The following is a 25,390-nucleotide window of genomic DNA, read 5'->3' as shown; positions in this document are numbered from 1 at the left end:
CTGCTCTTTGGTGAGCCTCGGAGGGTTCGGGAGGAAAGCCCGAATCGGTGGTGGGCGCGACGGTGTTGGTTGTGCTTGCGTTCATGGTTTGCCTTCGTCCTTCGTCTCGTTGATCTCTGCTCTTTGGAGCCGCCTCGACGCATAAAGAGCGAGCGGAGGGCAGGGGGCAAGGGCAGGCTCGGAGGCCGCAGCCCGGAGCGAAGCGCAGGGACCGGGCGAGAACCTGGCGAAGCGAACCCTTGCCCCCTGACCGGAGTGAGCTATGCGTCGAAGAGAGGCGGGCCAAAGGGCAGTGGCGACACGGTTGAGACAGTGGCCACGGTGGAACGCAAGCACAGGTGTTCCAACACCTGAGCGCCCACGGTGCGGGGCCGGTGGCCACGCACATTCACGCCGCATAGCGGCGCTGGCCAGGATGCGGAAGTGGGGGAGTTGGAAGGGGCGCCGATCTGCCAGTGGCAGATTGGCGAGGCCTGAGAGGCCGACCCGGACAACGGGGGTGCGGGGGGCGAAGCGGGCACTTCCGCATCAAGGGACGGCCCGCCCTGCGGGCCTGGACCCCATGGCCGTCTTGAAAGGACGGCTTCGCCTCATTGCGTGCCCTGCACGCTGGCATCAGCGCAGCGTCCGCGCCAATTGTCGGCATCGGCAATTGGCGGTCCTGCAAATTCGCGCGGTGTTGAGTCATGCTGACCAGGCCGGGGCAACCGGCCTGCCTCGGGTTAAGCGAACAAGCCCAATTGCTCGATGCGTTGGCCAACCACCTCGGCGCGCATGTGCTCGATGGGGAAAAGCTCGGCGGCTGGCTCTGCGGATTCCTGCTCCTGCTCGGCCTGGCCGTCCAGCGCGAGAAATCCATTGACGGCCGCATCAAGTTGAAAGCGACGGTCCCACCGACCAAGAACATGGGCAGGCGTCACCCAATGGTCCCACTCGGTCACGGCCAGCGAATTGCCATGAATGACGATGGCGGGGATGTGGTAGAGGGCTAATTGCACATAGCTCATATGCACCGCGGTCAAGTCGATGTCCTGAGCCGTGGCGTGCATGTGCTGCTGATAGTTGATGCCTTGTTCATGCACGGCCTGGGCTGCTGCAATGAACATGGCGCCGGCGCCGGCGCAAGGTTCATTGATCGTGAAAAAGCCTTTGCGTGCGATCAGGTCTCGAACATCACCCATGGTCATGCGGGCCATCAGTGAGGCAATGCTGAATGGCGTGAAGTACTGCCCCTTCCAGTGGTCGCCCAGCTCAAGGGCCATGAACAGTTCACCCAAGCAATCATGAAAGCCCAGCTCAAGCGATGCGACCATCGCGCCGAACATTTCGGGGAAGCGGTGAACCTCACCAGGTCGATAGCGCTTGATGATCTCAAGGTAGCGGTCCTCGCGCTTTCCACGGTTGAGCATGTCCACCTTGTTACTCAAGGCGATGGCGCCCATTTCGCAGAAGTCGCGGAACACTTCATGCACCGGGTGGCGGTCTGCATTTTCGCGAATGAGCTTCACGAACTCCTGTTGGTGAGGGTCCAAACCGTTAACATTGGTCTTAGCCATGATTCACGCTCCAATCGTGAGGGGTGGTTAGAAGCCCCTGGGTGTTGACGCACCTGGGGGCTTCGCTATTACTGCGGATCAGGATTCATCGGGCTCCATGATCGTCATGACGGGTTCGCCGTTATCACCGTCGTGCATGACCAGTTTGAGAGGCGCAGCGCTTGCGGTCTTCGAGCGGCCATCACGCGGCACGCGCGCCACCTCAAAGAAGGAAACCGGACCTGCACCAGCTCTGCGGGTGGCGGCACTGGCCAGCATGAGCACATCAGTCAAGCGCCCGATCTCGTCTTGATGAACCTGACGCGCCGAGTCCTCCGGGGTCCATTCGACGAACTCACACCATGCCGCGTGAGTCATGGCCACAGGGGCGGTGAAACCTGGGTTTTTGAGGTGGCTGGCCACGTCGATCAACGTGCCGTCCTCGATCGCTTGAGCGCGCGTGTAGGCGGCGACATAAACCGGCTCGGTGGCCTGGGCGACAGGTGAAGCCAAAGTGATCTGCACGAAGAAGCACAGACGGTTCGGCTTGTCCTCATCAAAGCCAAAATTGGCTTGCAGGCCGTCAGACATGGCCACACGGTCGCCCACGCGCACGGGACCGCGTGACTGGTTGAACCAGGGCAGCAAAGCGCCAACAGTCAAACCCTTGGCCTCGATGCTGGCCAGCGCTTCACGGCTGATGAAGAACTCACCACTCAAGCAGTGGTTGTCCAACTCCTTTTCAGGAATTTGCACCCATTCAACGCCTGCTCTTTGGTGAGCCTCGGAGGGTGCGGGGGGAAAACCCGCTTGGGTAGTGGTGTTGGTGGTGTGGGTCGTTGCTGTGCTCATGGTTGGCCTTTGCCTTTCGTCCTGTTGATCTCTGCTCTTTGGAGCCGCCTCGACGCATAAAGAGCGAGCGGAGGGCAGGGGGCAAGGGCAGGCTCGGAGGCCGCAGCCCGGAGCGAAGCGCAGGGACCGGGCGAGAACCTGGCGAAGCGAACCCTTGCCCCCTGACCGGAGTGAGCTATGCGTCGAAAAGAGGCGGGCCAAAGGGCAGTGGCGACGCGCTTAGGACGAAAGGCCTGGATGGAGCACAGCGGCGGTGTTTCCCACACCACCAGCACCACGGCGCAGCCCGTCAAGGGGTGCGCGCTATCGCCGCGTAGCGGCGCCGACTAAAAGCCTGTCCACAGGCTTACGAGCTGGCGGATTGCCAGCGAGGCACCAGGCACAAACGCTGGCAAACTCGCGCAGGCAAAACAGGAGGACATGCGATGGCAAGCACCATTGGGAAAGTCAAGTGGTTCAACGATTTGAAGGGCTATGGTTTCATCACGGCGCCCGGGATCGAGGGCGACGTGTTCGTGCACTTCACGGCAATCACGATGGAAGGGTTCAAGACGCTGCGCGAGAACTGCCTAGTGCAGTTTGAGTTGCAGCCGACAGACCGGGGCTTCATGGCCACGGCGGTTCAGCTATGTGACCAGGCGCAAGCCGAAGGGCACATATTGAGCTGAGACGCCCAAAAGAAAGCCCGCTGGCCAGGTTGGTCCAGCGGGCGGAAGACACGGCGCTGTCATCACGGCGTGCCACCTGCTCAGGGAGGAAAAGCAGGGCCGAGGCGGAAGCCACGGCCAGCCAATATTAGCCCATCACCGCTTGCGGTCAAGGCAGCGTCCACAGGACGCAACGGCTAGTGGTGGCCTGAAAGGTGGCGGCTTGCCGCCAGTCCCGAAGGGACCAAGCGCGAAGGCGCGCGCCTGTAAGGGCATCCCGGTTTCGCGTAAGCGAAAAGCCCCGAATCTCAGCCTTTGGTTTCCGATAACGATCAGTAGGTCTATTTCTGAAACGGGTGTGCTTTGCCATTGCGGATTGCAACGTGGAAGAAATACGCACCCCCGATGAGCAATGAGCCAACACCACCTTGAACATTCTTCTGCAATTGCATGGTCGGAATGAACGTCCACCCATACTCAAGCGATAAGGCTGAGACGCACAGATAAAGTCCCATCATCACGGCAAGAATCAGCAGTGAACCTTCAAAATCGATCAGCTTTTCTTGTTTGCGTGAATCATGCATGGTTATGCTCCTTAAAGGCAAATTTCCTTAGTTTTCCAAACCTGTAAATTTATTCAGATACTTCTTATTGACAACCCATGTGTGTCGAGGCAGTGCAAAACCACATCTGATTAAAAAATCATCGCGACGAACAATGATTTCCAAAGGCTCCCCGCACAATTCTCTCGTGGCAATCATGTCCACCTTTTCGACATTCAATTGTTTGAGAAGGAAATTGGGATAGTGTTCAGGCGCATTGGTGATTACCAGTCGATCAGCCAGCATTAGCGAAGCCAAAACAAAGAATGTAAGGAAAATCCACTCGGACAGCCGTGTTGGTGTTTTGAACATTGCACTCCCTTGGTGTTTGAAGACGGGAAGGATCTCCCGTGGGGGGTCCGATCCCGCGTGGTTGTTGCCAGGCTGGCCAGCGCGCTAACCCGCCTTAGAAGAAGCCTCCGTGCGCTCCTTGCGGATGCGTTGCAAGGCCGATTTGAAGCCAGTGAAGGTCATCGTGAAGCCGTTCTCATGAAGCGTGGCCAGCACAGCTTCACGGCGAACGCCAGCGCTCAGTGCAGCCTCGATGTCAGCAAAGACATCCCGCAAACGGGCCGTTTCGGACCGCGCACCGGAATCCTCGGCCAACGCCCGGAGGGCGCTAGCCAGGCTTGCGCCAGAAGTTGAAGTCTTAGCCATTTCCCGCTCAATCATTCGATGGACTCGGTGAAACATCCTCGACGCCATAGCTCACCGGGTCTGGATCGGTTTTAGGTCGATCCTCATATTCCGACCGGACGCACTCCGTCGCCGACGACGAGCGGAGCGAATCGGAGTCAACACTGTCGCCGGCAGAAGCTGACGGCGAGTATTCACGAAGCGCAGCAACGTCCTCGCTGGGTCGAATCTCATCACGAGGCGTAGCATTGTCCACTGCATGGTGATGGACCTCTTCACGCGACCAAATCGACCACGGGCTGATGGGGCTCAACGGACTCAGCGGGTTGAGTGGATCAAGCACACTCGAATGAGCACAAGCGGCATAACCTCCCGCGACGGCGACAACCTGATGGGTTGTAGCGAACCTCGGCGAAGCAACGAGGCCCCTTTCGACAAGCGAAGCCTTTTCAGGCTGCGCCGCAGGCGCAGCAACAGGGGAGTTGGCGAGCTGGGCGAGTCCACCCGCGATATCGAAAGCCTTCCCCGCAGGGCTCTTCATGAAGCCGTTCAATTCTTCGCGAATGGCCGTGAGGCGCGCACGATTGCTGGCGTTCAGTGGTGCGCCTGCATGAGCAATCTCAAGAAAGCCCAACAACTGATCTTGTATGCGCTTGAGCTGCGCTACTGTGTCGCGAGTTTTGTCCTCTTTGAACGCGGCACCATCACCCAGCGATTGAGGCAACACGACGTGTTCCCAGTACATGACCAAGGCATCGGCACGTTCAATCGTTTCGAGCAAATCCTTCACGTCAAATTTGACCTGTTTGGCCATGCCTCGCTTCGTCAATGCTCGTGAGACAAGCCAAGAACCAGCAATGACCAGCGCACCAAACAAGCCAATTACAACCAGGTGATCGATAAACCACGACCAAGCGACAGCAAAGCCGCTAGGCCCCGTGTCCTTTTCAGGCAAGGCCTGCTCACTGCTCCCCGTGCCCCCATTGACCCAACGAACGAGAGGGACGGCGACACTGACCAAGCCGAGAGGAACGCCGAATTTCAGCATGACGTCTACGGGATCGGCACTGCCTTCATTAAGCAACTTGAGGCCGAGCCCAACAATTGCCAGAACCACGGCGACCCCGATCATGAAAGGGAACACACTGAAGAGGTTGTCAGCAACGGACTCAAAGGCCGCAGTAGCATTGCCCACGCCCTGGGCGAAGACCACGGAAGGGGCGAGCAACGCGCCCACGAGAAGGCGCTTAATCAGCATTGTTGCCCCCGATCTTCTTGACGGCTGCTGGTACAGCTTCACCCACGGGCATGAGGCCAAGAGCCATCAGCTTGTCAGCGATCACGTCCTTGCGGGAGTAGTCTTGCAAGCGCGCATCGACATTGAGTGCAGCCTTGTCATGCGCCATATCAGCAAGCGCTGCGGCCTTGGCCTCCTGGCGGTCAACCTTACGTTCCAGTTCATCGAAATCAACGCCAGGGCGTTCACCAACATTCCCAAGGTAGCGCGCTGCGCGAGATTCCGCCTTGGCCACCTTGCTTCGTGCATCAAGCACGGTGGTCTTGTGTTGCATTTCAGTTTTCTTCTGGCGAAGGTCAGACAATCGAGCCTTCAACTGATCCAACATCGGTGACAACCGCTTGACGTTCGAGCTGTATGAGGCTTCAAGTTCTTCGGCCTGGACCTGCTGTTGAACGGCTTCGACGGCCGCAGTCCGATCGTTTGATTCAGCCGCCTTTGCGGCAACTCGCCCCCACTTGTCCGCAGCCTTGGAGGCCTTCTCCTGCTCGTGCTGCATCAGACGCAGCTCGGCAGAGACATCGGTGACACTTTCTTCGGCCTGTCGAATCTGACCATCCAGTTCGCGAATCGCCTGTCGAGCGGTGCGGCCAGCATCACTGAGATTGTCCACTGTGTCGTGCAGGAAGCCAAAGAGCTGAACCCACACCTTTTGCAAGAAACTGAACATTGAAATCCCCTTCTGAATAAAGCACCCGCTAAGGCGCATAAGTAAACACATTGTGCATCCGTACTGCATCCACCCCAATCACTTGAGGTGACGCCACGCGGACGGCTAAGGCGTATCGGTAAGCCAAGTCATGGCTTGTTTTTCAACCTGGCTTGAAATGGACCTGGCCTCTTCGACACAAGCGTCGTCAATGGCGTACACAAGCATCTGTTCAAGAACAATCTTGCCTGCGCGAGCTGCTGACGCCGCAGCGATGTTGAAGTGATCAGACTGCGGCATCTCATCAAGCCTGTACCACGGGTAGCTTGAATGCCGCTTGTATTCAAGCGGCGCCGATGGGTGCCACTCGTCAAGAGCGCCATCCAATCGCACAAGCCACCCGCACACCCACCCCTGAACCTCATCCCATTTGCTAATCAACCGGAACTCGATGCGAGAGTGGCCCCACTTGTCGAGTAACGTGCTGCGCCACTCAGTGACGCAAGCATCTGCTTTAAGGCCCGTCTCAGGAAACAGATCAAGATTGCTCATCGCCCCCCCTTGTGTGCATCCATTATGCATCCGTAGTGCATCCGATGTCAAGCGGCTAATTTCATGGCTGCGGCGTCGAAGACCTCTTGGACGCGATCACCGAGGCCCGCGATCACGTCATCGAGCGCATCAAGCACCTGTTCACCGCAACCATGGCGGCGGACCAGGGCAACGGCGACCACACCGTCACGCTGGGCGTGATAGACGGCATCAAGGTATTCAAGATCGCCCCCCATCACCAGATCGGCGAACTGCAAAGCTACGGCTTCTAGCACCAAGCCTTCGGATGTGTTGATGCCACCAAAGGCGATCGGATCGAACAGCATGGTTTGGACGCCCGCGCCAACACGAGGTGACGAGGCAATGGCCAACTGCTTGTTGGTCCATGCCTCCATGTGTCCGATGCGGAAATCCATGTCCCGCCCCGTCCGCCGCTCGGCACGGGCCGCAACATCCCACGCCATCGAGTCAACAGACGCAACACGGGGGTGATGGGCGATAAGGTCGAGAACCGTACTCTTGACGCCGAAGAGGTGGACCTTGCAATGGGAAGGCAAGACGGCATCGACGGCCTCAAGGATGGCCAAGATGCCATCCGGGCCGTTGACTTGCCGGCGACACACCGAACCAATGCCGACCAAGGTTGGCCACTCGATCAAAGGAAGCCACTCCGCGCATGCAACGTATTCAGCGGGGGTCCACCCTTGAAGCACCGGCATCGGTGGTGGCAGGCCTCGGCGCGAGGCCTCGGCGCGGCATTGTCCAAGCATGCGAGCTGTGCCAGCAAGGCGCAGCAAGCGCAATGGCCGATCAGCGGCTACAGCAGGCTCACAACAGTAGTCCATTGCTGCCCACCAAGACCATGAGAATGAGGCAACCAGGTCAAGGTAATCCTCAACCGTCCACCTGTAATCGCCATACTTCACAGCAGCGACGAAGCCTGCGGAATCCAATGCAGCATCAAGGCCGTCGAACTGGGTGAGGTCAGGCTTGCTAAAGCCCTTGAAGAACCCTTCGCGCTCATGCCCTTTTGGGTATGTTCTGGCGAACGCATTCGCTGAGAACAGAACAGGGTAGCGGCGCTCGCGCGCTGCGGCAACCAAGCGTCCCCCTGTGAGGGGGACACCGACGCGAACTTGTGTGCTCGGTGTCATAGGGCCTCACGCAGCGCGCAGCAAAGCGCCAATGATGTCGGTGGCCACCTGGGGGCACACGGCATTGCCAAGCATGTGCATAGCCTGCTTCTTCGAGGCGGGCAAGACATAGCTCGAAGGGAATCCCATCACGGCCTTGGCTTCGGAAATTTGAAGCATCCGCATTTCATCGCCACGGATTACGGCCCATCGATCACGGGTTGTCAGCGTGCCAAGAGGCCTGTCCAAGCTGCGCCCTGTTTCGCCGGAACCACTGCCGTAGAAGGGCGCCACAAAGCGATCACCGAACTGGCGGCGGCCCGCAGCAATGCGCGCAAGGGTGGCAGAACTGCGACCAGGGCGCTCAATGGGATTCCACTTGTGGGCATCCCATTCAATCACGTCCCGAACCGCACGGTGCGGGCGAGTCGGAAGAGTGAGGTGCAACGGCTTGCGCGAGCGCGTGCATACCAAAAACAGGCGCTCACGGTTTTGTGGAACGCCATGATCGGCGGCATCAACGACATGCGGCGCGATGGAATAGCCAAGGCGATGCATGGCATCTTCCCAAGCCGGATACAAAGCCCACTTGGTTTGAAAGTCCACCACGTTTTCAACAATGACAGCCTCACTGCGGTGGTACTCAGCACACGCCACGACGGCCCATGCAGTGCTGCGCAAAGCGTCGTGATGTGGCCGCTCTTTGCCTCGCGCCTTGGAATGGCCTTGGCATGCTGGGGATGCAAGCTGGATGTCATGTGCGGGAACGTCGCGCCAGTCGGCCTGCTGTACGTCCTGGCAGTCATGGCGCGCATGGGGATGATTCACGCTGTGGTAGGACACGGCCAAAGGCCAGTGGTTTGCTGCATAGAGCACGTTGACGCCAGCGGCCATAGCGCCTTGTGAGAACCCACCAGCACCAGCAAACAGATCAATTGCAGTCGCAGACATAGCGCCCCTCACTTGTTCAACGATTCGCAAATGGCGTCGATCTCTTCGACCGTCACGCCTTCGTGTGCCCCGCCATCGGTCATGACATCGAGCACGTCGGCTGTCGCGGCTTGAATAGCCCCTTGACTCAAGACCTGTTGCAGAAGGCGCAGCCCTGCAATTGCGGCATCCCGGTAACGCCTTTCAAAACCATCTGCTCTTTGGTGAGCCTCGGAGGGTTCGGGAGGAAAGCCCGAATCGGTGGTGGGCGCGACGGTGTTGGTTGTGCTTGCGTTCATGGTTTGCCTTCGTCCTTCGTCTCGTTGATCTCTGCTCTTTGGAGCCGCCTCGACGCATAAAGAGCGAGCGGAGGGCAGGGGGCAAGGGCAGGCTCGGAGGCCGCAGCCCGGAGCGAAGCGCAGGGACCGGGCGAGAACCTGGCGAAGCGAACCCTTGCCCCCTGACCGGAGTGAGCTATGCGTCGAAGAGAGGCGGGCCAAAGGGCAGTGGCGACACGGTTGAGACGGTGGCCACGGTGGAACGCAAGCACAGGTGTTCCAACACCTGAGCGCCCACGGTGCGGGGCCGGTGGCCACGCACATTCACGCCGCACAGCGGCGCTGGCCAGGATGCGGAAGTGGGGGAGTTGGAAGGGGCGCCGATCTGCCGGGGGCAGATTGGCGAGGCCTGCGAGGCCGACCCGGACAACGGGGGTGCGGGGGCGAAGCGGGCACTTCCGCATCGAGGACCAGGCCCCAGCGAGGGCCTGGGACAACCGAAGCCGGGATCACTTGCAGGCTTCGAGCGAAAGCGCGCGGAGCGCGCACCTGTCAGCGCAGCGTCACCCGCCGATCGGCACCAAGACGATCGGCGGTCCTGCCCGTGTGGCCACTGCTGGCCAGCTCGGGCAGATGGGGGCCTTGCCCCCATATCCTCAAGCCTGGCACGGGCTGGGCTCAGGTGCTCGGCATTCCAGCTTGAGGCTGCTTTCTGGCACGCTGTACCACGGCGCATCAGAGGGGGCATAAAAGTAGCGGCGTTCCTCGAAGCGCTGCCAAAACTCATTGCCCACAACAGTCAAGCCAGGCCATTGCACACCATAGTCGTTCGTGTATGTCACCACGTCGCCGATCTGGAACACGGCAGGGGGCTCCTTTTTCAGCACGGCAAATTCCATCACGCGCGGGTCGTAACCCATTGCCGCCCCTTTGACCAAAATCACATCCTGGCCACTCCAATCAGCCACGGCCTTCGCCTCGGTTTCATGGATCAGCTCGAAGATTCGGCTGTAGCCGAGACGCGCGGCATCAGGCGCGCAACCAAACTCAAACACGCGGGGCGCCTGGCATTCCTGTGAGTCGTTCATGGTGGTCATCCTTGGTGAGTCATCAGGCACCGGCCAATGGCCGGTGCCATCCAGATTTAGGCCTTACGCAGCTTGGCCATTTCATTGGCCAGCACCCACAACGCACGATTGAGCTTCACGCTCTGGTCAATGCCCGTAACTGGGCGGGTAGTGGTGCGTTTGCCGGTTGCATTCCGCCCACTCAGGCCGCCAGCAATGACGTTCTCTTGCACCCTGTTGAACGTCGTCCACAGGTCAGATGCACGGTCTTCATTGCGTCGTGTCAACAGCAGATCGGTTTCCGTGATCGGTGCGGGCTTGCCGTCCTGGGCGTCATAACGCAGGACCAATGCAGCGCGTGCGAAAGCTGCCTGCTCGTCCTCGCTCAATGTCAAAGCCTTCATCTGGTCACGCTCATCCACCACGCGGGTGAACCCGTCCAGCACCTCAAAAGCACCTGAGATCACGCGATCAACGACATCACCCTTGTGCGGGATACGGATGTCGCTCATGGCATCACCGCACACCAGGCCATTGCAGCAAACAAAGCGGAATTGACCGGCGATCATTTGATAAGACGATGTGCCGTCGTGCGAGTTGAGCAAGAGGATTTCATTGGCCTCAGTGCCCGTGATCTGGCTGGCATGACGCAAGCGCATCATGTGGCGGGTGTGCTCGCGCTTGGCGTCGTCACGCACACGGGTTTGGCAAACCATGAAGGGCTGGAAGCCCTCGGTGCGCAGCTTGGCCAGGACAGTGCTTGTCGGGATATAGGCGTACCGATCAGAGCGGCTTTCGTGCTTTGCCTCCGCGAAGATGGACGGCGCCACGCGGCGGATTTGATCGTCGCTCAAGGGTTCGTCAGCGCGAAGCACCTGAGGGTTGCGAAAACGTGTGATGAGCTTTGCCATGGTTGTTCTCCTTCGTGGTGGGATTGGTTCAAACGCCTGCTCTTTGGTGAGCCTCGGAGGGTGCGGGGGGAAAACCCGCTTGGGTAGTGGTGTTGGTGGTGTGGGTCGTTGCTGTGCTCATGGTTGGCCTTTGCCTTTCGTCCTGTTGATCTCTGCTCTTTGGAGCCGCCTCGACGCATAAAGAGCGAGCGGAGGGCAGGGGGCAAGGGCAGGCTCGGAGGCCGCAGCCCGGAGCGAAGCGCAGGGACCGGGCGAGAACCTGGCGAAGCGAACCCTTGCCCCCTGACCGGAGTGAGCTATGCGTCGAAAAGAGGCGGGCCAAAGGGCAGTGGCGACGCGCTTAGGACGAAAGGCCTGGATGGAGCACAGCGGCGGTGTTTCCCACACCACCAGCACCACGGCGCAACCCGTCAAGGGGTGCGCGCTATCGCCGCGCAGCGGCGCTGACTGGATGTGGATGCGGGGGAGCTGGGCACGGCGCCGATCTGTCGAAGACAGTTCGGCGAGGCCTGCGCGTGGCGTTAGCCAGGCATCAGGCAGGCCGATCCGAGGTCAGCGGGGGAGTGGGGCGAAGCGGGCGCATCCGCATCAGGGGACGGCCCGCCCTGCGGGCCTGGACCCCATGGCCGTCTTGAAAGGACGGCTTCGCCTTTTTGCGTGCCCTGCACGCCAGGTCAGGTTTCACCAGTAGGCCGCGCTGCTGACGACTTGGCCAGCGATGAGAGATGCAATGCCAATGAACAGAATCGCATCTTGTTGAAGTGCCGTGGCTTGACGATAAAGCCTCGTCACGATGGGGCGGCTGACAGCGAAGTCCAGCAATAGGGCGGCACCGCCGACAACGGCGCCAGCCATGAAGCCCAGCGGACTTGCGCCAAAGGCTGGCAAGTCTAGCCACGTCGCGACAAACAGAGTGACCAAGGCACCGGCCAGGAAATGCGACAGGGGCCAGGTGAAGGGCACCACGATCACCTCATGCTCTTGCCGCTTGCTCATTGCCGTTCCTTCACTCGAAGTTGACAGACCCGTTTCGTGGCCAAGATCGTGCCAAGGGCACCAAGAGGCAATTTGCCGAAAAGAAGCGCTAACGTCTAGATACAACCCGTCTACCGCGATGGGTGAAAAGTGGCTCCCTAACATTGACATATCCCCATTGGGGACATACAATTAATCATTAATTGAAAACTATCAGGATCAGCTAATGAGCATGTACCGCGACGAAACAGAACGCGAACACAGGGAGCGTGATTCACGAACCTGGGATGCCATTGCCATTGTTGGCATCCTCTTCAAAGGGTCTCGTTTTTGGATTTCCATATTACTCATGGTCACAGGCGCAACATGGGTAATCAACATCCTTGGTGAAACGACGGTCTTCAACAGCCCGGACACCTATTATTCAGGCACAGACCCGAAGACGGGACAATTTGTTGTCACGAAGGGTTGTCGGCCAGAAAAGGTCTTGCCGGATGGTTCTTGCAACACCGCAATTTCCTGGGAAATCGTTAGAACAGCGTTCCCTCATTTCGGCCCAGCTCGGCAAGTTGTTAAAACCACGAAAAGCGATTGAAGGGGGAAACATGGAAACATTGAATGCTGAACAGCAGCCCAAAGAATCACTGCTCGATTTCGCTTTTCGCCATCGGTTCGGAATGAGTTTCATCGTGTGCTTCATTTGTGCCGTCGTTCTTGCCGCGCACGGCTACTACCTCAACACATATTTGGAGCAACCCGCGCCTGCTGATGAAGTACGGAAATTTGGCGACAGGGTTATTGAATCGAACCAGGCCGCGAAGCGTTTGATGCAACACCTTGTCGCCAATCCACAACCCAGCCGCCGCCAATGGGAGATTATTGAAGCCGATGTACTTAGCATCAAAGGTGAACATATCAAGGATGATGATGGTTCCCTTTGGGCCAAGTTCGTCAAGCAGGCCGAGAAAGCTCAATATGAGTGGACCCACGAGTACGACACAAAATAAGAAGACATGAGCGGCAATACGATCAATCAACAGGACTTTCTCAGACAGGCCATGCAAGAGCTGGGCGAATTGCATGGCTTTGCACGAGCCATCACACGGGAAGAAATGTGCGAACGACTCGGTTGCCCTGTCAAGACGTTCGATAAATGGATGCTTGCGTCCAGCAACGGAAGAGAAATGCCTTCGACCATGTGGAACCATGTTCGGGAAATACTTCAACACGATCGACTCAAATTCAGAGTCACCAACAAGGAGGAATCATGACGTTCATGATGTGGGTTGAAAATAATCAAGAGTTCGCGCTTCTCTCGGGTGCGCTTGTTGTCGGCGGCCTGGTGAGCATTCCATTCATCATGAAAGACCTCAAGAAATGGGACCAAGGCGGGCCAGGGGGTTTGACATCACAGGCGCCCGAACCTACGCCCGAGGCGGCGCAGGGCAGCGCTGGCGTCCCGGCTTGGCGCCTTTGGTTGGCAAGGATGCTGGGCATGGTGACTACCGCGTTATCACTTTTGGCGCTTTATCAGACGGTGCGGTTTTGTCAGGGTCAAATCGGAGCACCAGGCTTCGATCAGATTAATGCGGCCATGCAAAGTGTGTTGGGCCAGGTCGATGTAGACAAAACGGATTCGGTATTTGCTTTGGTTAATCGTGGAATCCACTATCTCTTTGGCGTCATGACGTGGATTATTTGGGCAACCTTGATTTCTGCTGTTGGTTCTACGGTTGCCAGAATCGTAGAGGTGGGCTTTGTTCAATATCGCCTTGAGTGCAAACAAGCGGCAGAAGAAGAAGCTCGGCTTGACAAGATCGAGACGCGAAGAGAGCGCCGCAGGGAGCGCTTGAGCGCACGCCGAGAGGGCGAGCGTAAGGCGAAGTCCTCGATTGCGTTGCCGCTTGTGCTCGGGATCATCATCGGCAAGATGTTTTGACCATTCACCACAAAAATAAGGGCGCCTTTGGCGCCCTTATTTTTTGCAAGCCTGCAAATCAAAGTCGTGAAACCTCCAAGCATTTTCGGCGAAGAGTCAATTCGTTCAATGCGTCATCCGGCGAACCAATTTCATCGGTGTGCTCAATTTGCATAACCGCCCTGACAGCAGTTTCCCAGGCATCAATGGATGCCCCGGTGAGGCGGATTGCAGCGCGATCCGCCCTCACTTCTTCTTTCATCCTGGCGAACGTCGTCCAAGAGAAGAGCGAGGGCCAGCGGCGAAGGGAGTGGCCAAACTCGTGCGCGACAACCAGGCGTAGATTCGCCAAGTCCAAGGTAACCAGGTGAAGAGCTGGAACGCCCACGGTGTGGCTAATCGGACCGTAATGGACGCAACTGTGCGCGATCCGCACCCTTGGTGTCTTGTGAACGCCCACGGCTCGGCCAAATTCGTCAACCCAGGACTGGACGAGTTTGAGGCGACTCATCAAATTCTCGACCTCCGCTTCGGTCATGGATTCAACCAGTTCAACGCTTGTTTTCATTGCAAACCTTCCTGCCGTAATCTTAGGTGAACCGCCTCAAGCGTGGTCGTACAGGTCGGTCATGACCTCAGGGAAGAGTTGAAAAAACGGCATCAGGCAACGGTCACGGTAGGAAATGGCCGCGTTGGCTTGCTCCTGAGTCAAGCCCAACTCGCCCACCCAATGGGCCTGAATTTCCTCATCGGAAGACACCTCATCGTTGCCAATGGAGGCATTGAGCCAGGCGCGTTGCTGTGGGCCAAGGGCCACCAGGCAGGGCGGCAAGTCATCCGCGATAGTGATTTGCACAGGAGCGAAGCGATTGGGTAACGACATGATGGGCTTTCTAGGTGGTTGAATCACACTGCGAACTCGAAGCGGCTGGCGCAAATGGCATGCGCCGTGGCGCGCGTGCCGGCGTCCAGCTCGGCAACGCCATAGGAAGCGGCATAGGCCGTCAGAAGCTCATCGAGCATCAGGGCCGTGCGCAACTGGCTGTTGCAGTCAAGGCGCTCGATGGCCACACGGACGTAAAGCGGCATGTGCGCCAAAGGCGGCACAGCGCGTTCAATCGGCGCCGGATGGCGCGCGATACCGCGCAGGTAGATCGAAGCTGCCAGGGGCGTGAAATAGGCCTTCTCGGGCCGTCCTGTGCAATTGGCTATCTCTCCCACCTCGATCTCACCTAGGCTGGCCAGGACATCGGCCGCGCCCCGCATGGCGGGCGTCAAAGATGAGGCAAAGGTGTAGCCGTTGTTGGCCAAGTCGAGTTGTGCGCGAGCTTCGGCCAGCGAAGCGATCTCAGTACGGGTGGCGGTGGCTTGCATGAATGTCTCCTGTGGTGATGGGGCTGCTTACGCCTGGGTGGCGATGGCAACGAAGAGTTGATGCCGTTGATCCATCAGCGCGGCCTTGGTTGGCGCGTAGCGCTCGCGCTCGATCTCATCAGTCAGGCGGTTGTAGGCATCGGCATTTGCCTGCGTGAAAACGCGCCCTGTGTACGTCACATAGCCTGCTGCAAGCCGTTGCGCCTTGCCTGCACGGCGCAAGACTTCGCGCTCGAAGCCAGCGAGATTGATGCAGTGGGAGGGGTACAAGGCCTTGGCGATGCGCTTCGCGCGCATGGCGACTTCCTTGGTTGCACCGTCCATGCAGACAGCCTCGAACACTGCGGATGCCCGCTCATGAGCAAGGCGCTTGCTTCGCTCAGTGGGGAAGAGGATCACGAAGTGAGCCAGGTTCACCCAGCGCGTGGCCACGGTATAGCGCTGGCGTGCTTCATCGTGCAAAAACTCGACCTTCACGCCATCAACGTCATAGCTGGTGCGCAAGACTTCGGGCATTGGCTTGGTAATGGACATGGCGAGAACTCCGATCAACCGAAATAGAAAACGGCGCACTGGTGAGCAACGGCGCGGCGGATAGAGGTAGCTGCCCCAATGGGCAGTTCAAGGCCGCAGAGATCGCGGGCATCGGGCATCAAGCCAAGCAGGACATCCGCTTGCCAAATCACCTTCAAGCAGTCCAATGCAACAGGGCTTTCGGGCATGCTGGCCAGCAGGTCGATGACCTCTTCGTCAAGCTCATCCATCCAGTCACCACCCAGGGCCGGAAAATTCACCTGTGCTCTTTGGTGAGCCTCGGAGGGTTCGGGAGGAAAGCCCGAATCGGTGGTGGGCGCGACGGTGTTGGTTGTGCTTGCGTTCATGGTTTGCCTTCGTCCTTCGTCTCGTTGATCTCTGCTCTTTGGAGCCGCCTCGACGCATAAAGAGCGAGCGGAGGGCAGGGGGCAAGGGCAGGCTCGGAGGCCGCAGCCCGGAGCGAAGCGCAGGGACCGGGCGAGAACCTGGCGAAGCGAACCCTTGCCCCCTGACCGGAGTGAGCTATGCGTCGAAGAGAGGCGGGCCAAAGGGCAGTGGCGACACGGTTGAGACAGTGGCCACGGTGGAACGCAAGCACAGGTGTTCCAACACCTGAGCGCCCACGGTGCGGGGCCGGCGACCGTGGCCACCCTTGGGGGACACGTTAGCCCCAACATCGCGCGAGCCCTTGTAATCGGCGCCGATGGCGTCCCATTCCGCCTTGGTCATGTGCTGGAAGTCTTCGCCCGGGTAGTTGCACATTTTCAAGAGGGTAGAAGCCTTTTTGGCTTTGGCGGCTTCCTCCGGCTCTGGTGCCTTGTAGCCCTTGATTTCCTCCGGGCCGTATTTCCATTCCTTGCACCAGTGGACATGAGCGGGCGCAGTGGTTGTGAAGCTGTTGACCGCATCCGATCCGCGCGCCTTGTTGATTCGCAGGATCACCAACCATTCGCCACCAACCAGCACACGACCGCCCAAAGCGTAAGCCTCGGAATTGATGACCAGGCCGCCCCCTTCTTCAAGCATGGCTTGCTCATACGCGATGCGATTGGTGTAGTGGTCAGCCCAGCGGGTGTGCCATGCGATGGTGCGACCATGAGCGCGCAATGCCAGGTCACGGGCCTGTGCTGCGTCGATGACACCACCAGCCAAAGCCGAATAGAGCGACATCATCCCTTCGTACTGCGAAGCCGGAGCTTCGCGAGGGTACTTGTCCAACGGAAAGCAAGCCGACAAGCGATCACGCCCCGCAATGCCTTTAGCGTGATCCAGCGTCAAGCCGTCCAAGCTCCACAGCTTCACAAGGGTTTCAGACTCTTTGATGGTCTTCTGAGCCTTGCGCAAATCAGCTTGCAAGCCTTTGATGCGGCGATGGCGCACCCCTGCATCGGCCTTGTACTTGGCATGGCGCAGGGCACCGGCTGCGCGCTGCTTCCAGTATTGGGCCGTGTCCCACATCTGCACGGACTTGCGCATGCCCTGTTCGATCTTCTCGGCATGCTTGCGGGCACGGCGTTCGCTGTGGTGGCCGACAAGGATGGGCTGTCCGAAGGGGATATGCTCGGTGATGGCCTCCACCGATGCGCGCGCGTTGTTCGCGTCCTGCATCCGGTTGTCGCGATACTCCCCGAAGCGCTCGGCTCGTTCCTCTGCGCGCTCGACCAAGCTCTTATCTTCGTCGCCAATCTCGCCGCACAACTCGATCAACAGATCGGCGCGGGCAGGCGTCCACATGGGAGCAACAAACAGTTCTTGTGAAGGCGCCCACTTGAACCCGGCATCTTTGACACGCTCATAAGTCGCATCATCAAGGCGGCTCGTGTAGTACAAGCGCAGCTTGTTGTCTTCTGGCGAATACGTCGCCGACAAGCCGTAAAGGCCTTCATTGGCCACCCCCTCGGTGATCTCATAAAAACCATTTGCTCTTTGGTGAGCCTCGGAGGGTTCGGGAGGAACGCCCGAATCGGCAGTGGTGTTGGTGTTGTGGATTGCAGTCGCGGTCATAGCTCTTCCTTTGCCTTGTGGTCTGTTGAAAATCTCTGCTCTTTGGAGCCGCCTCGACGCATAAAGAGTGAGCGGAGGGCAGGGGGCAAGGGCGTGCCTGGAAGCCGCAGCCCGGAGCGAAGCGCAGGGACCGGGTGAAGCCACGGCGAAGCGAACCCTTGACGCCTGACCGGAGTGAGCTATGCGTCGGAAAAGAGGCGGTCCAAAGGGCAGTCAACGCGGTGTGACCACAAGGCAACCGGAAGGCCGCGACGGAAGTGTTTTCCACAACACCAGCACCACGGCGCAGCCCGTCAAGGGGTGCGCGCTATCGCCGCGCAGCGGCGCTGACTGGATGTGGATGCGGGGGAGCTGGGCACGGCGCCGATCTGTCGAAGACAGTTCGGCGAGGCCTGCGCGTGGCGTTAGCCAGGCATCAGGCAGGCCGATCCGAGGTCAGCGGGGGAGTGGGGCGAAGCGGGCGCATCCGCATCAGGGGACGGCCCGCCCTGCGGGCCTGGACCCCATGGCCGTCTTGAAAGGACGGCTTCGCCTTTTTGCGTGCCCTGCACGCCGGGACAGCGACCGGATGGGCGCAACGGCTAGTGGTGGCCTGGAAGGTGGGGGCTTGCCACCAGTCCCGAAGGGACCAAGCGCGAAGGCGCGGGCCTGTAAGGGCATCCCGCTTTCGCGCAAGCGAAAAGCCCCTGCATTCAGGCAGCAACAGGCCAGGCCTTGACCTCGATGTCGTTCAGCAAACACCCGCCCTTGTCCTTGCTGCTACCACCCCATTGTTTGAAGAAAAATGGTGTTTCACAGACCTCACACTGAGCGCGCAAAGACTCGACCCAAGAGGCTTGCATTGGACGTGCATGATGGCCACTTTCCCCACCCACAACGACCCAATCCAACAGTTCAAGCACGTTCAAATGAACGCGCGGGTCAGGATGTTCGGCAAAGAGTCCTTCAAAGGAAACCTCTTCAAGCAACGGCTCCATGCTCAACCAGCGAACAGCGGCGGGCACGCGCAGCAACTTTTGGATGCCGCGGTCGGCCTCGGTCTGGTTGACGACGCTGATGCCAAGCCACACGTTAGGGTAGCCGTTGGCATAGTCGCCCCAATCATCAGGCAGCATCGCCGCGACGTTGCCGATGCGCTTGGTCAGGATCAGCCAATCGAGATTGGGCGTGTTCTTGACCACCGTCCACAAAGCCTTGCGCCAAGCCGGATCAACTTCATTGTCAAACACGTCACCCAATGATGCGCAAAAGACCCGGCGCCGACGACCGTGCTCGGCGAAGAATTCGTCATGCTGAGCGTTCCAGCGATGGGGAAACTGCCAGTTGTCGGCGCCGGTTCGCTTGCGTGGCTGGTTCGGCCCCCACACGATGTTCATGGTGCGAGCCGGGGTGCTGACCGCTGCATAGCAGTGGTCACAACCAGGCGAAACCTTCGTGCAGCCAATCCACGGGTTCCACGTACTATCGCACCAGCTAATACCAGTTGTTTCAGCCATATCCTCTCCTTTGCAGCGCGTCGGCTGCGGGTTGATATTGGCCATCAGGCAAAGCCTGTGGCCACCGTTGATGCCAGCGCTTTTGCGCTGGCCATTCAATCGAGCGCAAGCTCGATCTGTTCACCGGCCAGGTCATCGAGGTCAAAGACCTCGCAACCATCGGCGCCGCGCGAATCGAAGGCGTTGTCGGCGCCGCGCAGCGCGTCCGACATGGCGATGAAGCGCGAGCGCTCGGACCGGATCACCTTGAAGTCGCCATCGACGATTCCATTGACCCGCGCCCACTGGTTCCATGCGAAGCTGCGGCCAAGTCCGACCGTGGTGTTGCTGCTGGGAAAGCTGTCCGCGTTGCGGACAAGCTCTTCCCAGCTCGCGCCAAACTCCACGGCATCGAACCGGCTATGCCGCCCGGTGAGTGCGTTGCGCTCCATGTGCAATGCCTGCTCAAGCAATTCCGGGTAGTGCGCGGCCAGCCAATACAGCTCCCAATGCTTGGAAGCTGGACAGAAAAAGCATGCCGACTTGATCGGCACCAGATGGGCGCCCAGGCCAAGCGCGATAGCCCGCACACAGTCTCGGCGCGTCCAGCGAACGAGCTGCAAGGGGTAGCAGTAGTCGAAGTCGGCGTCGGCTGGCTTGAGGTTTTTTGATCGGCGAAGGTCGGCTTTGCCCGAGTCGTAGCCGATCAACTTGACGATGCGTTGGCCACTGGCCAGTGACTCAAGCCAAAGCGGATGCGGCGGCTTGGCATTCGGTCCCGATTTCGCGCCCTTCAAGAACTGGTCCTGTGGGACCGCCTTCCACTTGATCGAGCAACTTTTCATTCCGAAGGCGAGCGAGGGCAATGTTTCATTGGCCAAGCAGTTGCCATATAGGTCGGCGTAGCCGGTGGAAGCCTTCGGCACTTTGCGACACACGTCGATTAGCGGCCATCCCCATGAGCGAAGCACCTCGTTCATCTTGTCGATGTGCCCAAGGGTGGGAGGTTTTTCACCACCCGTGTCTGCGAAGGTACAAACGTCCGGGCGGATGTCGGCGGCGCGAAGCGCCACGATCATTGCCGTTGAGTCCACACCTGAGCCGAAGCAAAGGGCGATCAATCGCCCTTGCAAGGTCCGCCGAAGCACTTGTCGTTGTGCTTCGGTCAAGACATCGGCCATAGGCCGCTGATCGGCGAGGCCTTGCGCGAGCATCAGCATTGCGCTTCCTCTTCTTCGTCGAACTCGATGGCGTGGTCGGCGTGGTCCTCGTCCTCGTCCACCGGCATGACGCGATCAGTTGCCTTGTCGTCATAGATCAAGGCGGCGCCGTCGATCACACATAGTTGCCCACGGACACGGACCAAGGTGCCGCGCTTGTCACCACGCTCGACGGTGCCCTTGTCGAAGGCTTGAATGAGCGTGCGGTAAGTGAAAGTCGGCCCGGTCCACTCTGAGGCGGCGACAAAGGTCCAAGCATTGCAGCACCGATAGGAACCGTGGCTCATGCCTCCGGTGTTGACGTACTCCCGGCCATTGATGGCAAAGGTGGGCACACTGGCCACACCGTCCCCCGATTCGGCAAACTTCGATGCGCTATGGGCCTTGGCCCACGTTGTGCAGGGCTCAAAAATGCGGCGCAGGTTGTCGCGGTAGCTGGTCAGAAACAGGCTATCGCGGTGCGGCTTGTAGTCGATCCCGATGTTGTCGTCACTCCACTTGTGAACGACAACGCTGCCAGCGCCCTCAACGCACATGCCAGCCACGTAGATGCCACCAGAGATACCGTCGAATTCACGCACCTTGTATTCGATGCCTGCTGCCTTGGTGCCCTTGCGGCTCTCGCACAGAGCCAGGAAGGCGCGAAGCTCGTCATCTGCAACGTCGAAGTTCGAGCGCCAGAGTTGGAAGGCCCCGGCAAGCTGCGGACATTCGCGCTCGATCATGAGCGCGTGTTGCTCACGCGCGCTCTGAACACCTGCCAGGAACAGAGGGCGTGCGGCCTCCGGCAATCTCGCCAAGACCTCATCGACCTTGGCGAAGACGGCCACCAGTTCGGGGGCGGTGTGGCTGGGTGTCAGCCATGTGCCCTCGGGTTGCTCTGCGTAGGCGGGGACGTGATCGCCGCCGAAGTCGAAGCCGAATTGATCGCTCATGTTGTGTGCTCCCTTTCAGTGCTGCCAATGCGCGCGGCCATACTTGCGGCCACGGACTGTGATGCGGTCTTGTTGGTCGATGGGCACCGTCTCATAAGCACCATTCACAAGCAACAAGCTGCATTCGACGTGCTCACCGTCAACGATTCGACCGAAGCCGCTGACATAAAAAAGCCAATTGCCGCTGGCGCCGTGACGTGACTGGTAGTAGCCGTGGAAGCTGCGGACCTGATACGCGCCCACCACGGCCACGGCGCCGTGCGTGAGGTGGTCGGTGGTGGTTTGGTCTTGGAATTCAAACAAGCCGTCTTGCATGGCGCACTCGCTCAGACGATGTAGGAGGGGGCGGGCTGGTCGGGGTCGAACGGCCCCGCCAACAGTTCGCCGCTGTCGTTGTCGAAGACCTCGACCCAATAGCCACGCGCCAGGAAGTTGCGGGTCACTTTGTTGACCGTTGGACGGTCGGAGGCCTCGGCGGTTTCGGCCAGGGCGTTGCGTGCGTCCGTGGATGGGTCTGCGGTGCTGACGTTGATGCGGAAGGCCATAGCATTACCTCTCAGAAAAGTACGGTGCAGGGAACAGCAGACATGCCGCAGCCGTGCTGGCGGCTGTAGCCGTCGTCGTGGGTCACAAAAACGCGGCCTGCGGTCTTGCTGTGCTTGACCTCGGCGGTGTGGGCGCTGCGCTGAGCCATGGCGTTGCGGATGTCCGCTTGCACACTGGCGTTGCCGTCTGCATGAACACCGGCAAGACGCCAGTCCATCAAAGCCCCCTTGCGGTACTGCTCGACCGTGGGCTTATCAAAGCCCTCGGCCTTGAAGTTGTGGGCAAAGCCGCTGTAAACAGCGTCGATGGCCAGGGCCACGGCCTCATCAGAGTTTTGACGTTCGGTGAAGATGTGGTCGGCACCAAAGCTCACGGGCTTGCCATCCATCATTTGACTGATGGAGCCTTGGTAGTCGATGGAACCATCGAAGTAAGAAGCCTTGAAACGGTTGGTGATCTTCTCGACCTGGGCGGTAGTCGGCCCGTCGATCCACTCGATTCGGATTGAGGCGCCGCCGCTGTATTCGCGGCCACGCACAGAGAACTTCACACCGGCAAAGGCTTCCTTGAGGGCGGAGCGGATCAGCTTGGCGGTTTCGGTGCATGTGAAGCGTTGGGTGCTCATGGTCGTGGCTCCTTCGTGTTGCTGGCTTTAGGCGTTGGTCGTGTGCTCAACAAGCCATTGCTGGCCGTTGTGTTTCAAGTGCAGGCGGGAGCCGTCCAGCACGATCGAATGGGTGTCACCCTTGACCCCGGGGCGGTGGCTTGCATAACCCTTTGCTCTTTGGTGAGCCTCGGAGGGTGCGGGGGGGAAAACCCGCGTTGTGTGTGGTCTTGGTGCCGGTGGTCGTTTTTGCGCTCATGGTTGGCCTTTGCCTTTCGTCCTGTTGATCTCTGCTCTTTGGAGCCGCCTCGACGCATAAAGAGCGAGCGGAGGGCAGGGGGCAAGGGCAGGCTCGGAGGCCGCAGCCCGGAGCGAAGCGCAGGGACCGGGCGAGAACCTGGCGAAGCGAACCCTTGCCCCCTGACCGGAGTGAGCTATGCGTCGAAGAGAGGCGGGCCAAAGGGCAGTGGCGACGCGCTTAGGACGAAAGGCCTGGATGGAGCGCACAAACAGTGTTTCCACCGGCACCATGACCACGGCGCGGGACCGCCAGGGCCAGCGCCTTCCAAGTGCCGCCCTGCGGCACTTCTAACTTCGGGGGTTGTGTTGTCGATGCGACAACACCGGCAGGGAGGCGAACAGCGTTCGCCGAGCTGCTTGGAAGGGTTCGGCTATCGCTGTGCGAGTAGCCGCAAGGTGATGCGCCCTGCGCATGAAGGGCGTCAGCCCGTCCGAAAGCGCTGGAAGCCCGCCGCCACGCGATCAGCGGGGCAGGGGAGAGACTAGGAGGCATTGCCGACAACGGCTCGATGCAAGCCCCTACAGGGGCGCAGCACGACATAGCGGCCCTTGTCTCCGAGGGGACAAGGGTGAGAGAATGCGGAAGTTTGGATTATCCAAATCCAACCTTTTCAGCCATTTGAAAAAAATCGCTTTTTCGCCGATGCTTACCCCGAAAAAATGCCTGCGCGAAGAAGAGTTTTTGCCAGCAGTTCGGGTCGGAGGAATCAAGGATTGCCGCATTTCTTTCGACCCGCAGGACAAAACCTTCAACATCAGCGTCGAAGTGCGTAGCACAGGAGAAGTTTTCTTCCTGGCGACTAGGCGCATCCCCGATTCACCACGTAAGTTCAAGAGCGTAGACGTGGCGATCAACACGGCGACGAAATTGCTCGGTGTTACCAAATTCACAGTCCTGACGCATTAACAGTCGTTACAAAACGCGTCAAAGGTGTCTCGGGGTAAAACCTCTTAACGAATTTCATTGGGCGCAAAACCCCCCCTTAAAGGCGATACCAAACTAGACAGTTTGGCATGCCAAACACGGGACTTTGGTTGACAAGTCCGTGTGCGTTCCCTGACAATCAGACAGGCAAGGTCTAGCTTGCCGCTGACAACGAAAGGGGAACCATAGTGCTCAAACTTCACACTTCGACCAGGCGCTCGCTTGGTAATTTTTTGGCCATCTGTGGCCTTCTTCTCGCATTCACGCCAACGGCGCATGCCTCGGACCATGGCTGCAAGGTGCTGTTGTGTCTCGCGAATCCGAACGGGCCGAAGGCCGTTTCGGAATGCGTGCCCGACATCAACAAGCTCTTCCACGACCTGTCGAAAGGCCGTCCGTTCCCCACATGCGAAATGGCGTCGTCGCCTGAAACTGGTGGCCCCTCATGGGCTCAACAGGGCTGGTCGTATTACGACCCATGTCCTTCGGGAACGAAGGCCTTGGAGAGTGGGTCGTTGGCGATCCAGGGTTCGGCCAGCACACCCAAGCGCTTCTACAACAACAGCGAGGCGTTCCATACAGGAATTGGCGAAGGTGATGGCCTGAGCCCATACGACGACCGCCAGTTGGGCCAAAAGGTCTGTGTTGGCAACGAAGTTGGCACCACGTATGTGTCGAACTACGATGGCTACCGCTCGCGTTCAAGCATGGCTGGGGTCTATGACCGCGTGGTGCTGCTCGATCCAGCCGGGTCGCCCAACATCATCGACGTGTTTGTGAACAGCACGTTGTATCGCCGCGTTCGCTGGTAAGCAGCCTTGGACTTCCTGGCATTAGCCCAACAGTGCGCTCCGGCCGTCCACCAAGAGACGATGGCCCGGATCGCACGTGTTGAGTCGTCGTTCAACCCATACGCCATTGGCGTTGTGGGGGGGCGCCTGGATAGGCAACCCCAATCTCTGGACGAAGCATTGGCCACTGCGCAATGGTTGGAGCGTAATGGCTACAACTTCAGCGTTGGCCTCGTCCAAGTCAACAAGAAAAATTTCGCGCGGTATGGCCTGACGTTGGAAACAGCCTTTCAGGCGTGCCCAAATGTTCGAGCTGGCGGGGAAATTCTCAAGGAGTGCTACGTTCGCGCCTTGAGGTCACGCAAAGGTGACGAACAAGCAGCCTTGCGTGATTCGTTCAGTTGCTATTACTCGGGCAACTTCATCACCGGCTACAACCACGGCTACGTGCTCAAGGTTGTGTCGGCGAACCTTGCGCCAAGCAAGGCAAAGCTGGCGGTTCCGCGTCTCGTGACGCAGGGGAGCCCAGCCCCGCGCATTGTGGCGCAAGGGGTGCCAGCCAATCAAAAAATCATCATCAGGGGGACTTCAACACAGACCACGGCGGCGCGCGAAGACGCGACCGCTGATGCGTCGAACACTGCTCAAAGCTCCCTGTTGTTCTGAATCCAAACAAGTAACTTTGGTATACCAAAGTCTT

General features: G+C 59.2%; 34 protein-coding genes. 8 read left to right on the top strand and 26 right to left on the bottom strand.

The window, feature by feature from the left end; translation table 11 throughout:
* Window positions 1–722: 722 nt before the first annotated feature.
* Together LQ232_RS22870 and LQ232_RS22865 are read right to left on the bottom strand one after the other, a co-directional pair.
* Window positions 723–1,556: an N-6 DNA methylase gene (locus tag LQ232_RS22870; protein WP_230182712.1), complete on the bottom strand. Its 834-nt coding sequence runs from the start codon at window positions 1,554–1,556 to the stop codon at window positions 723–725.
* Between the two features lie 78 nt (window positions 1,557–1,634).
* Entirely contained in the window at window positions 1,635–2,387 is a 753-nt protein-coding gene (locus LQ232_RS22865) for a DUF6573 family protein (RefSeq protein WP_230182711.1), read from the bottom strand.
* Window positions 2,388–2,812: 425 nt separating this feature from the next.
* On the opposite strand from LQ232_RS22865, the gene LQ232_RS22860 reads away from it, so the two are divergent.
* Window positions 2,813–3,055, top strand: a complete 243-nt coding sequence (locus LQ232_RS22860; RefSeq protein ID WP_230182710.1) for a cold-shock protein — start codon at window positions 2,813–2,815, stop codon at window positions 3,053–3,055.
* A gap of 320 nt (window positions 3,056–3,375) precedes the next feature.
* On the opposite strand, the gene LQ232_RS22855 is transcribed toward LQ232_RS22860, so the two are convergent.
* From LQ232_RS22855 to LQ232_RS22800, 12 genes are all read right to left on the bottom strand, one after another.
* Entirely contained in the window at window positions 3,376–3,618 is a 243-nt protein-coding gene (locus LQ232_RS22855; RefSeq protein WP_230182709.1) for a hypothetical protein, read from the bottom strand.
* Window positions 3,619–3,645: 27 nt separating this feature from the next.
* Window positions 3,646–3,948, bottom strand: a complete 303-nt coding sequence (locus LQ232_RS22850) for a hypothetical protein (RefSeq protein ID WP_230182708.1) — start codon at window positions 3,946–3,948, stop codon at window positions 3,646–3,648.
* Between the two features lie 84 nt (window positions 3,949–4,032).
* Window positions 4,033–4,293: a hypothetical protein gene (locus tag LQ232_RS22845; protein ID WP_230182707.1), complete on the bottom strand. Its 261-nt coding sequence runs from the start codon at window positions 4,291–4,293 to the stop codon at window positions 4,033–4,035.
* 7 nt (window positions 4,294–4,300) lie between these two features.
* The gene (locus LQ232_RS22840; protein WP_230182706.1) at window positions 4,301–5,530 is read right to left on the bottom strand and encodes a hypothetical protein; all 1,230 of its coding nucleotides are present in this window, start codon (window positions 5,528–5,530) and stop codon (window positions 4,301–4,303) included.
* A complete protein-coding gene (locus tag LQ232_RS22835; RefSeq protein ID WP_230182705.1) occupies window positions 5,520–6,239 on the bottom strand; it encodes a PspA/IM30 family protein in 720 nt (239 codons plus the stop codon). Before LQ232_RS22835 ends, LQ232_RS22840 begins: the two co-directional genes overlap by 11 nt.
* A 105-nt stretch (window positions 6,240–6,344) precedes the next feature.
* A complete protein-coding gene (locus LQ232_RS22830) occupies window positions 6,345–6,770 on the bottom strand; it encodes a hypothetical protein (protein ID WP_230182704.1) in 426 nt (141 codons plus the stop codon).
* 47 nt (window positions 6,771–6,817) lie between these two features.
* Window positions 6,818–7,873, bottom strand: coding sequence for a hypothetical protein (locus LQ232_RS22825; RefSeq protein WP_230182703.1), 1,056 nt, complete (start codon window positions 7,871–7,873; stop codon window positions 6,818–6,820).
* A gap of 57 nt (window positions 7,874–7,930) precedes the next feature.
* Window positions 7,931–8,854, bottom strand: coding sequence for a DNA cytosine methyltransferase (locus tag LQ232_RS22820; RefSeq protein ID WP_230182702.1), 924 nt, complete (start codon window positions 8,852–8,854; stop codon window positions 7,931–7,933).
* An 8-nt stretch (window positions 8,855–8,862) separates the two neighbouring features.
* Window positions 8,863–9,132, bottom strand: a complete 270-nt coding sequence (locus tag LQ232_RS22815; protein WP_230182701.1) for a hypothetical protein — start codon at window positions 9,130–9,132, stop codon at window positions 8,863–8,865.
* Between the two features lie 635 nt (window positions 9,133–9,767).
* Complete coding sequence (locus LQ232_RS22810; RefSeq protein ID WP_230182700.1) at window positions 9,768–10,208, bottom strand: hypothetical protein; 441 nt, start codon at window positions 10,206–10,208, stop codon at window positions 9,768–9,770.
* 47 nt (window positions 10,209–10,255) lie between these two features.
* Window positions 10,256–11,089 carry a DUF932 domain-containing protein gene (locus LQ232_RS22805; RefSeq protein ID WP_230182699.1) on the bottom strand — a complete coding sequence of 278 codons (834 nt, stop codon included), beginning with the start codon at window positions 11,087–11,089 and terminating at the stop codon, window positions 10,256–10,258.
* Between the two features lie 681 nt (window positions 11,090–11,770).
* On the bottom strand, window positions 11,771–12,085 hold the full coding sequence (locus tag LQ232_RS22800; RefSeq protein WP_230182698.1) for a hypothetical protein: 315 nt from the start codon (window positions 12,083–12,085) through the stop codon (window positions 11,771–11,773).
* A 211-nt stretch (window positions 12,086–12,296) separates the two neighbouring features.
* On the opposite strand from LQ232_RS22800, the gene LQ232_RS22795 reads away from it, so the two are divergent.
* The 4 genes from LQ232_RS22795 to LQ232_RS22780 are packed head-to-tail and all read left to right on the top strand — an operon-like array spanning window position 12,297 to window position 14,003.
* Window positions 12,297–12,659 (top strand): hypothetical protein, encoded by a 363-nt coding sequence (locus LQ232_RS22795; protein ID WP_230182697.1) that lies wholly within the window; start codon window positions 12,297–12,299, stop codon window positions 12,657–12,659.
* A 10-nt stretch (window positions 12,660–12,669) separates the two neighbouring features.
* On the top strand, window positions 12,670–13,071 hold the full coding sequence (locus tag LQ232_RS22790; protein WP_230182696.1) for a hypothetical protein: 402 nt from the start codon (window positions 12,670–12,672) through the stop codon (window positions 13,069–13,071).
* Between the two features lie 6 nt (window positions 13,072–13,077).
* Window positions 13,078–13,335 carry a hypothetical protein gene (locus LQ232_RS22785; RefSeq protein ID WP_230182695.1) on the top strand — a complete coding sequence of 86 codons (258 nt, stop codon included), beginning with the start codon at window positions 13,078–13,080 and terminating at the stop codon, window positions 13,333–13,335.
* The gene (locus LQ232_RS22780) at window positions 13,332–14,003 is read left to right on the top strand and encodes a hypothetical protein (protein ID WP_230182694.1); all 672 of its coding nucleotides are present in this window, start codon (window positions 13,332–13,334) and stop codon (window positions 14,001–14,003) included. The genes LQ232_RS22785 and LQ232_RS22780 overlap by 4 nt, the downstream gene beginning before the upstream one ends.
* Window positions 14,004–14,061: 58 nt before the next feature.
* Here LQ232_RS22780 and LQ232_RS22775 read toward each other — a convergent pair whose 3' ends face one another.
* The 12 genes from LQ232_RS22775 to LQ232_RS22720 all read right to left on the bottom strand — a co-directional run bounded on the left by LQ232_RS22775 (window position 14,062) and on the right by LQ232_RS22720 (window position 22,695).
* Window positions 14,062–14,550, bottom strand: a complete 489-nt coding sequence (locus LQ232_RS22775; protein ID WP_230182693.1) for a hypothetical protein — start codon at window positions 14,548–14,550, stop codon at window positions 14,062–14,064.
* Between the two features lie 36 nt (window positions 14,551–14,586).
* A complete protein-coding gene (locus tag LQ232_RS22770; RefSeq protein ID WP_230182692.1) occupies window positions 14,587–14,865 on the bottom strand; it encodes a hypothetical protein in 279 nt (92 codons plus the stop codon).
* Between the two features lie 23 nt (window positions 14,866–14,888).
* Window positions 14,889–15,356 (bottom strand): hypothetical protein, encoded by a 468-nt coding sequence (locus LQ232_RS22765; protein WP_230182691.1) that lies wholly within the window; start codon window positions 15,354–15,356, stop codon window positions 14,889–14,891.
* Window positions 15,357–15,383: 27 nt separating this feature from the next.
* Window positions 15,384–15,890 carry a hypothetical protein gene (locus LQ232_RS22760; RefSeq protein WP_230182690.1) on the bottom strand — a complete coding sequence of 169 codons (507 nt, stop codon included), beginning with the start codon at window positions 15,888–15,890 and terminating at the stop codon, window positions 15,384–15,386.
* Window positions 15,891–15,904: 14 nt separating this feature from the next.
* Entirely contained in the window at window positions 15,905–16,237 is a 333-nt protein-coding gene (locus LQ232_RS22755) for a hypothetical protein (protein WP_230182689.1), read from the bottom strand.
* Between the two features lie 175 nt (window positions 16,238–16,412).
* The gene (locus LQ232_RS22750) at window positions 16,413–17,894 is read right to left on the bottom strand and encodes a DUF3560 domain-containing protein (protein ID WP_230182688.1); all 1,482 of its coding nucleotides are present in this window, start codon (window positions 17,892–17,894) and stop codon (window positions 16,413–16,415) included.
* A 692-nt stretch (window positions 17,895–18,586) separates the two neighbouring features.
* Complete coding sequence (locus LQ232_RS22745) at window positions 18,587–19,435, bottom strand: DUF5131 family protein (protein ID WP_230182687.1); 849 nt, start codon at window positions 19,433–19,435, stop codon at window positions 18,587–18,589.
* 50 nt (window positions 19,436–19,485) lie between these two features.
* A complete protein-coding gene (locus tag LQ232_RS22740; protein ID WP_230182686.1) occupies window positions 19,486–20,589 on the bottom strand; it encodes a hypothetical protein in 1,104 nt (367 codons plus the stop codon).
* Window positions 20,583–21,524 carry a hypothetical protein gene (locus LQ232_RS22735; protein WP_230182685.1) on the bottom strand — a complete coding sequence of 314 codons (942 nt, stop codon included), beginning with the start codon at window positions 21,522–21,524 and terminating at the stop codon, window positions 20,583–20,585. Before LQ232_RS22735 ends, LQ232_RS22740 begins: the two co-directional genes overlap by 7 nt.
* Before the next feature lie 15 nt (window positions 21,525–21,539).
* Complete coding sequence (locus LQ232_RS22730; protein ID WP_230182684.1) at window positions 21,540–21,827, bottom strand: hypothetical protein; 288 nt, start codon at window positions 21,825–21,827, stop codon at window positions 21,540–21,542.
* Between the two features lie 23 nt (window positions 21,828–21,850).
* Entirely contained in the window at window positions 21,851–22,069 is a 219-nt protein-coding gene (locus tag LQ232_RS22725) for a hypothetical protein (RefSeq protein WP_230182683.1), read from the bottom strand.
* An 11-nt stretch (window positions 22,070–22,080) separates the two neighbouring features.
* Complete coding sequence (locus LQ232_RS22720) at window positions 22,081–22,695, bottom strand: LPD29 domain-containing protein (RefSeq protein WP_230182682.1); 615 nt, start codon at window positions 22,693–22,695, stop codon at window positions 22,081–22,083.
* 856 nt (window positions 22,696–23,551) lie between these two features.
* On the opposite strand from LQ232_RS22720, the gene LQ232_RS22715 reads away from it, so the two are divergent.
* The 3 genes from LQ232_RS22715 (at window position 23,552) to LQ232_RS22705 (ending at window position 25,356) form a co-directional block, all read left to right on the top strand.
* Complete coding sequence (locus LQ232_RS22715) at window positions 23,552–23,881, top strand: hypothetical protein (protein WP_230182681.1); 330 nt, start codon at window positions 23,552–23,554, stop codon at window positions 23,879–23,881.
* A 206-nt stretch (window positions 23,882–24,087) separates the two neighbouring features.
* Window positions 24,088–24,711: a hypothetical protein gene (locus LQ232_RS22710; RefSeq protein WP_230182680.1), complete on the top strand. Its 624-nt coding sequence runs from the start codon at window positions 24,088–24,090 to the stop codon at window positions 24,709–24,711.
* Between the two features lie 6 nt (window positions 24,712–24,717).
* On the top strand, window positions 24,718–25,356 hold the full coding sequence (locus LQ232_RS22705) for a lytic transglycosylase domain-containing protein (RefSeq protein WP_230182679.1): 639 nt from the start codon (window positions 24,718–24,720) through the stop codon (window positions 25,354–25,356).
* Window positions 25,357–25,390: the final 34 nt, after the last annotated feature.

This window comes from Aquabacterium sp. CECT 9606 (genome assembly GCF_918741295.1).
GTDB lineage: Bacteria > Pseudomonadota > Gammaproteobacteria > Burkholderiales > Burkholderiaceae_C > Aquabacterium.
This window is presented reverse-complemented; position numbering and strand designations above follow the sequence as displayed.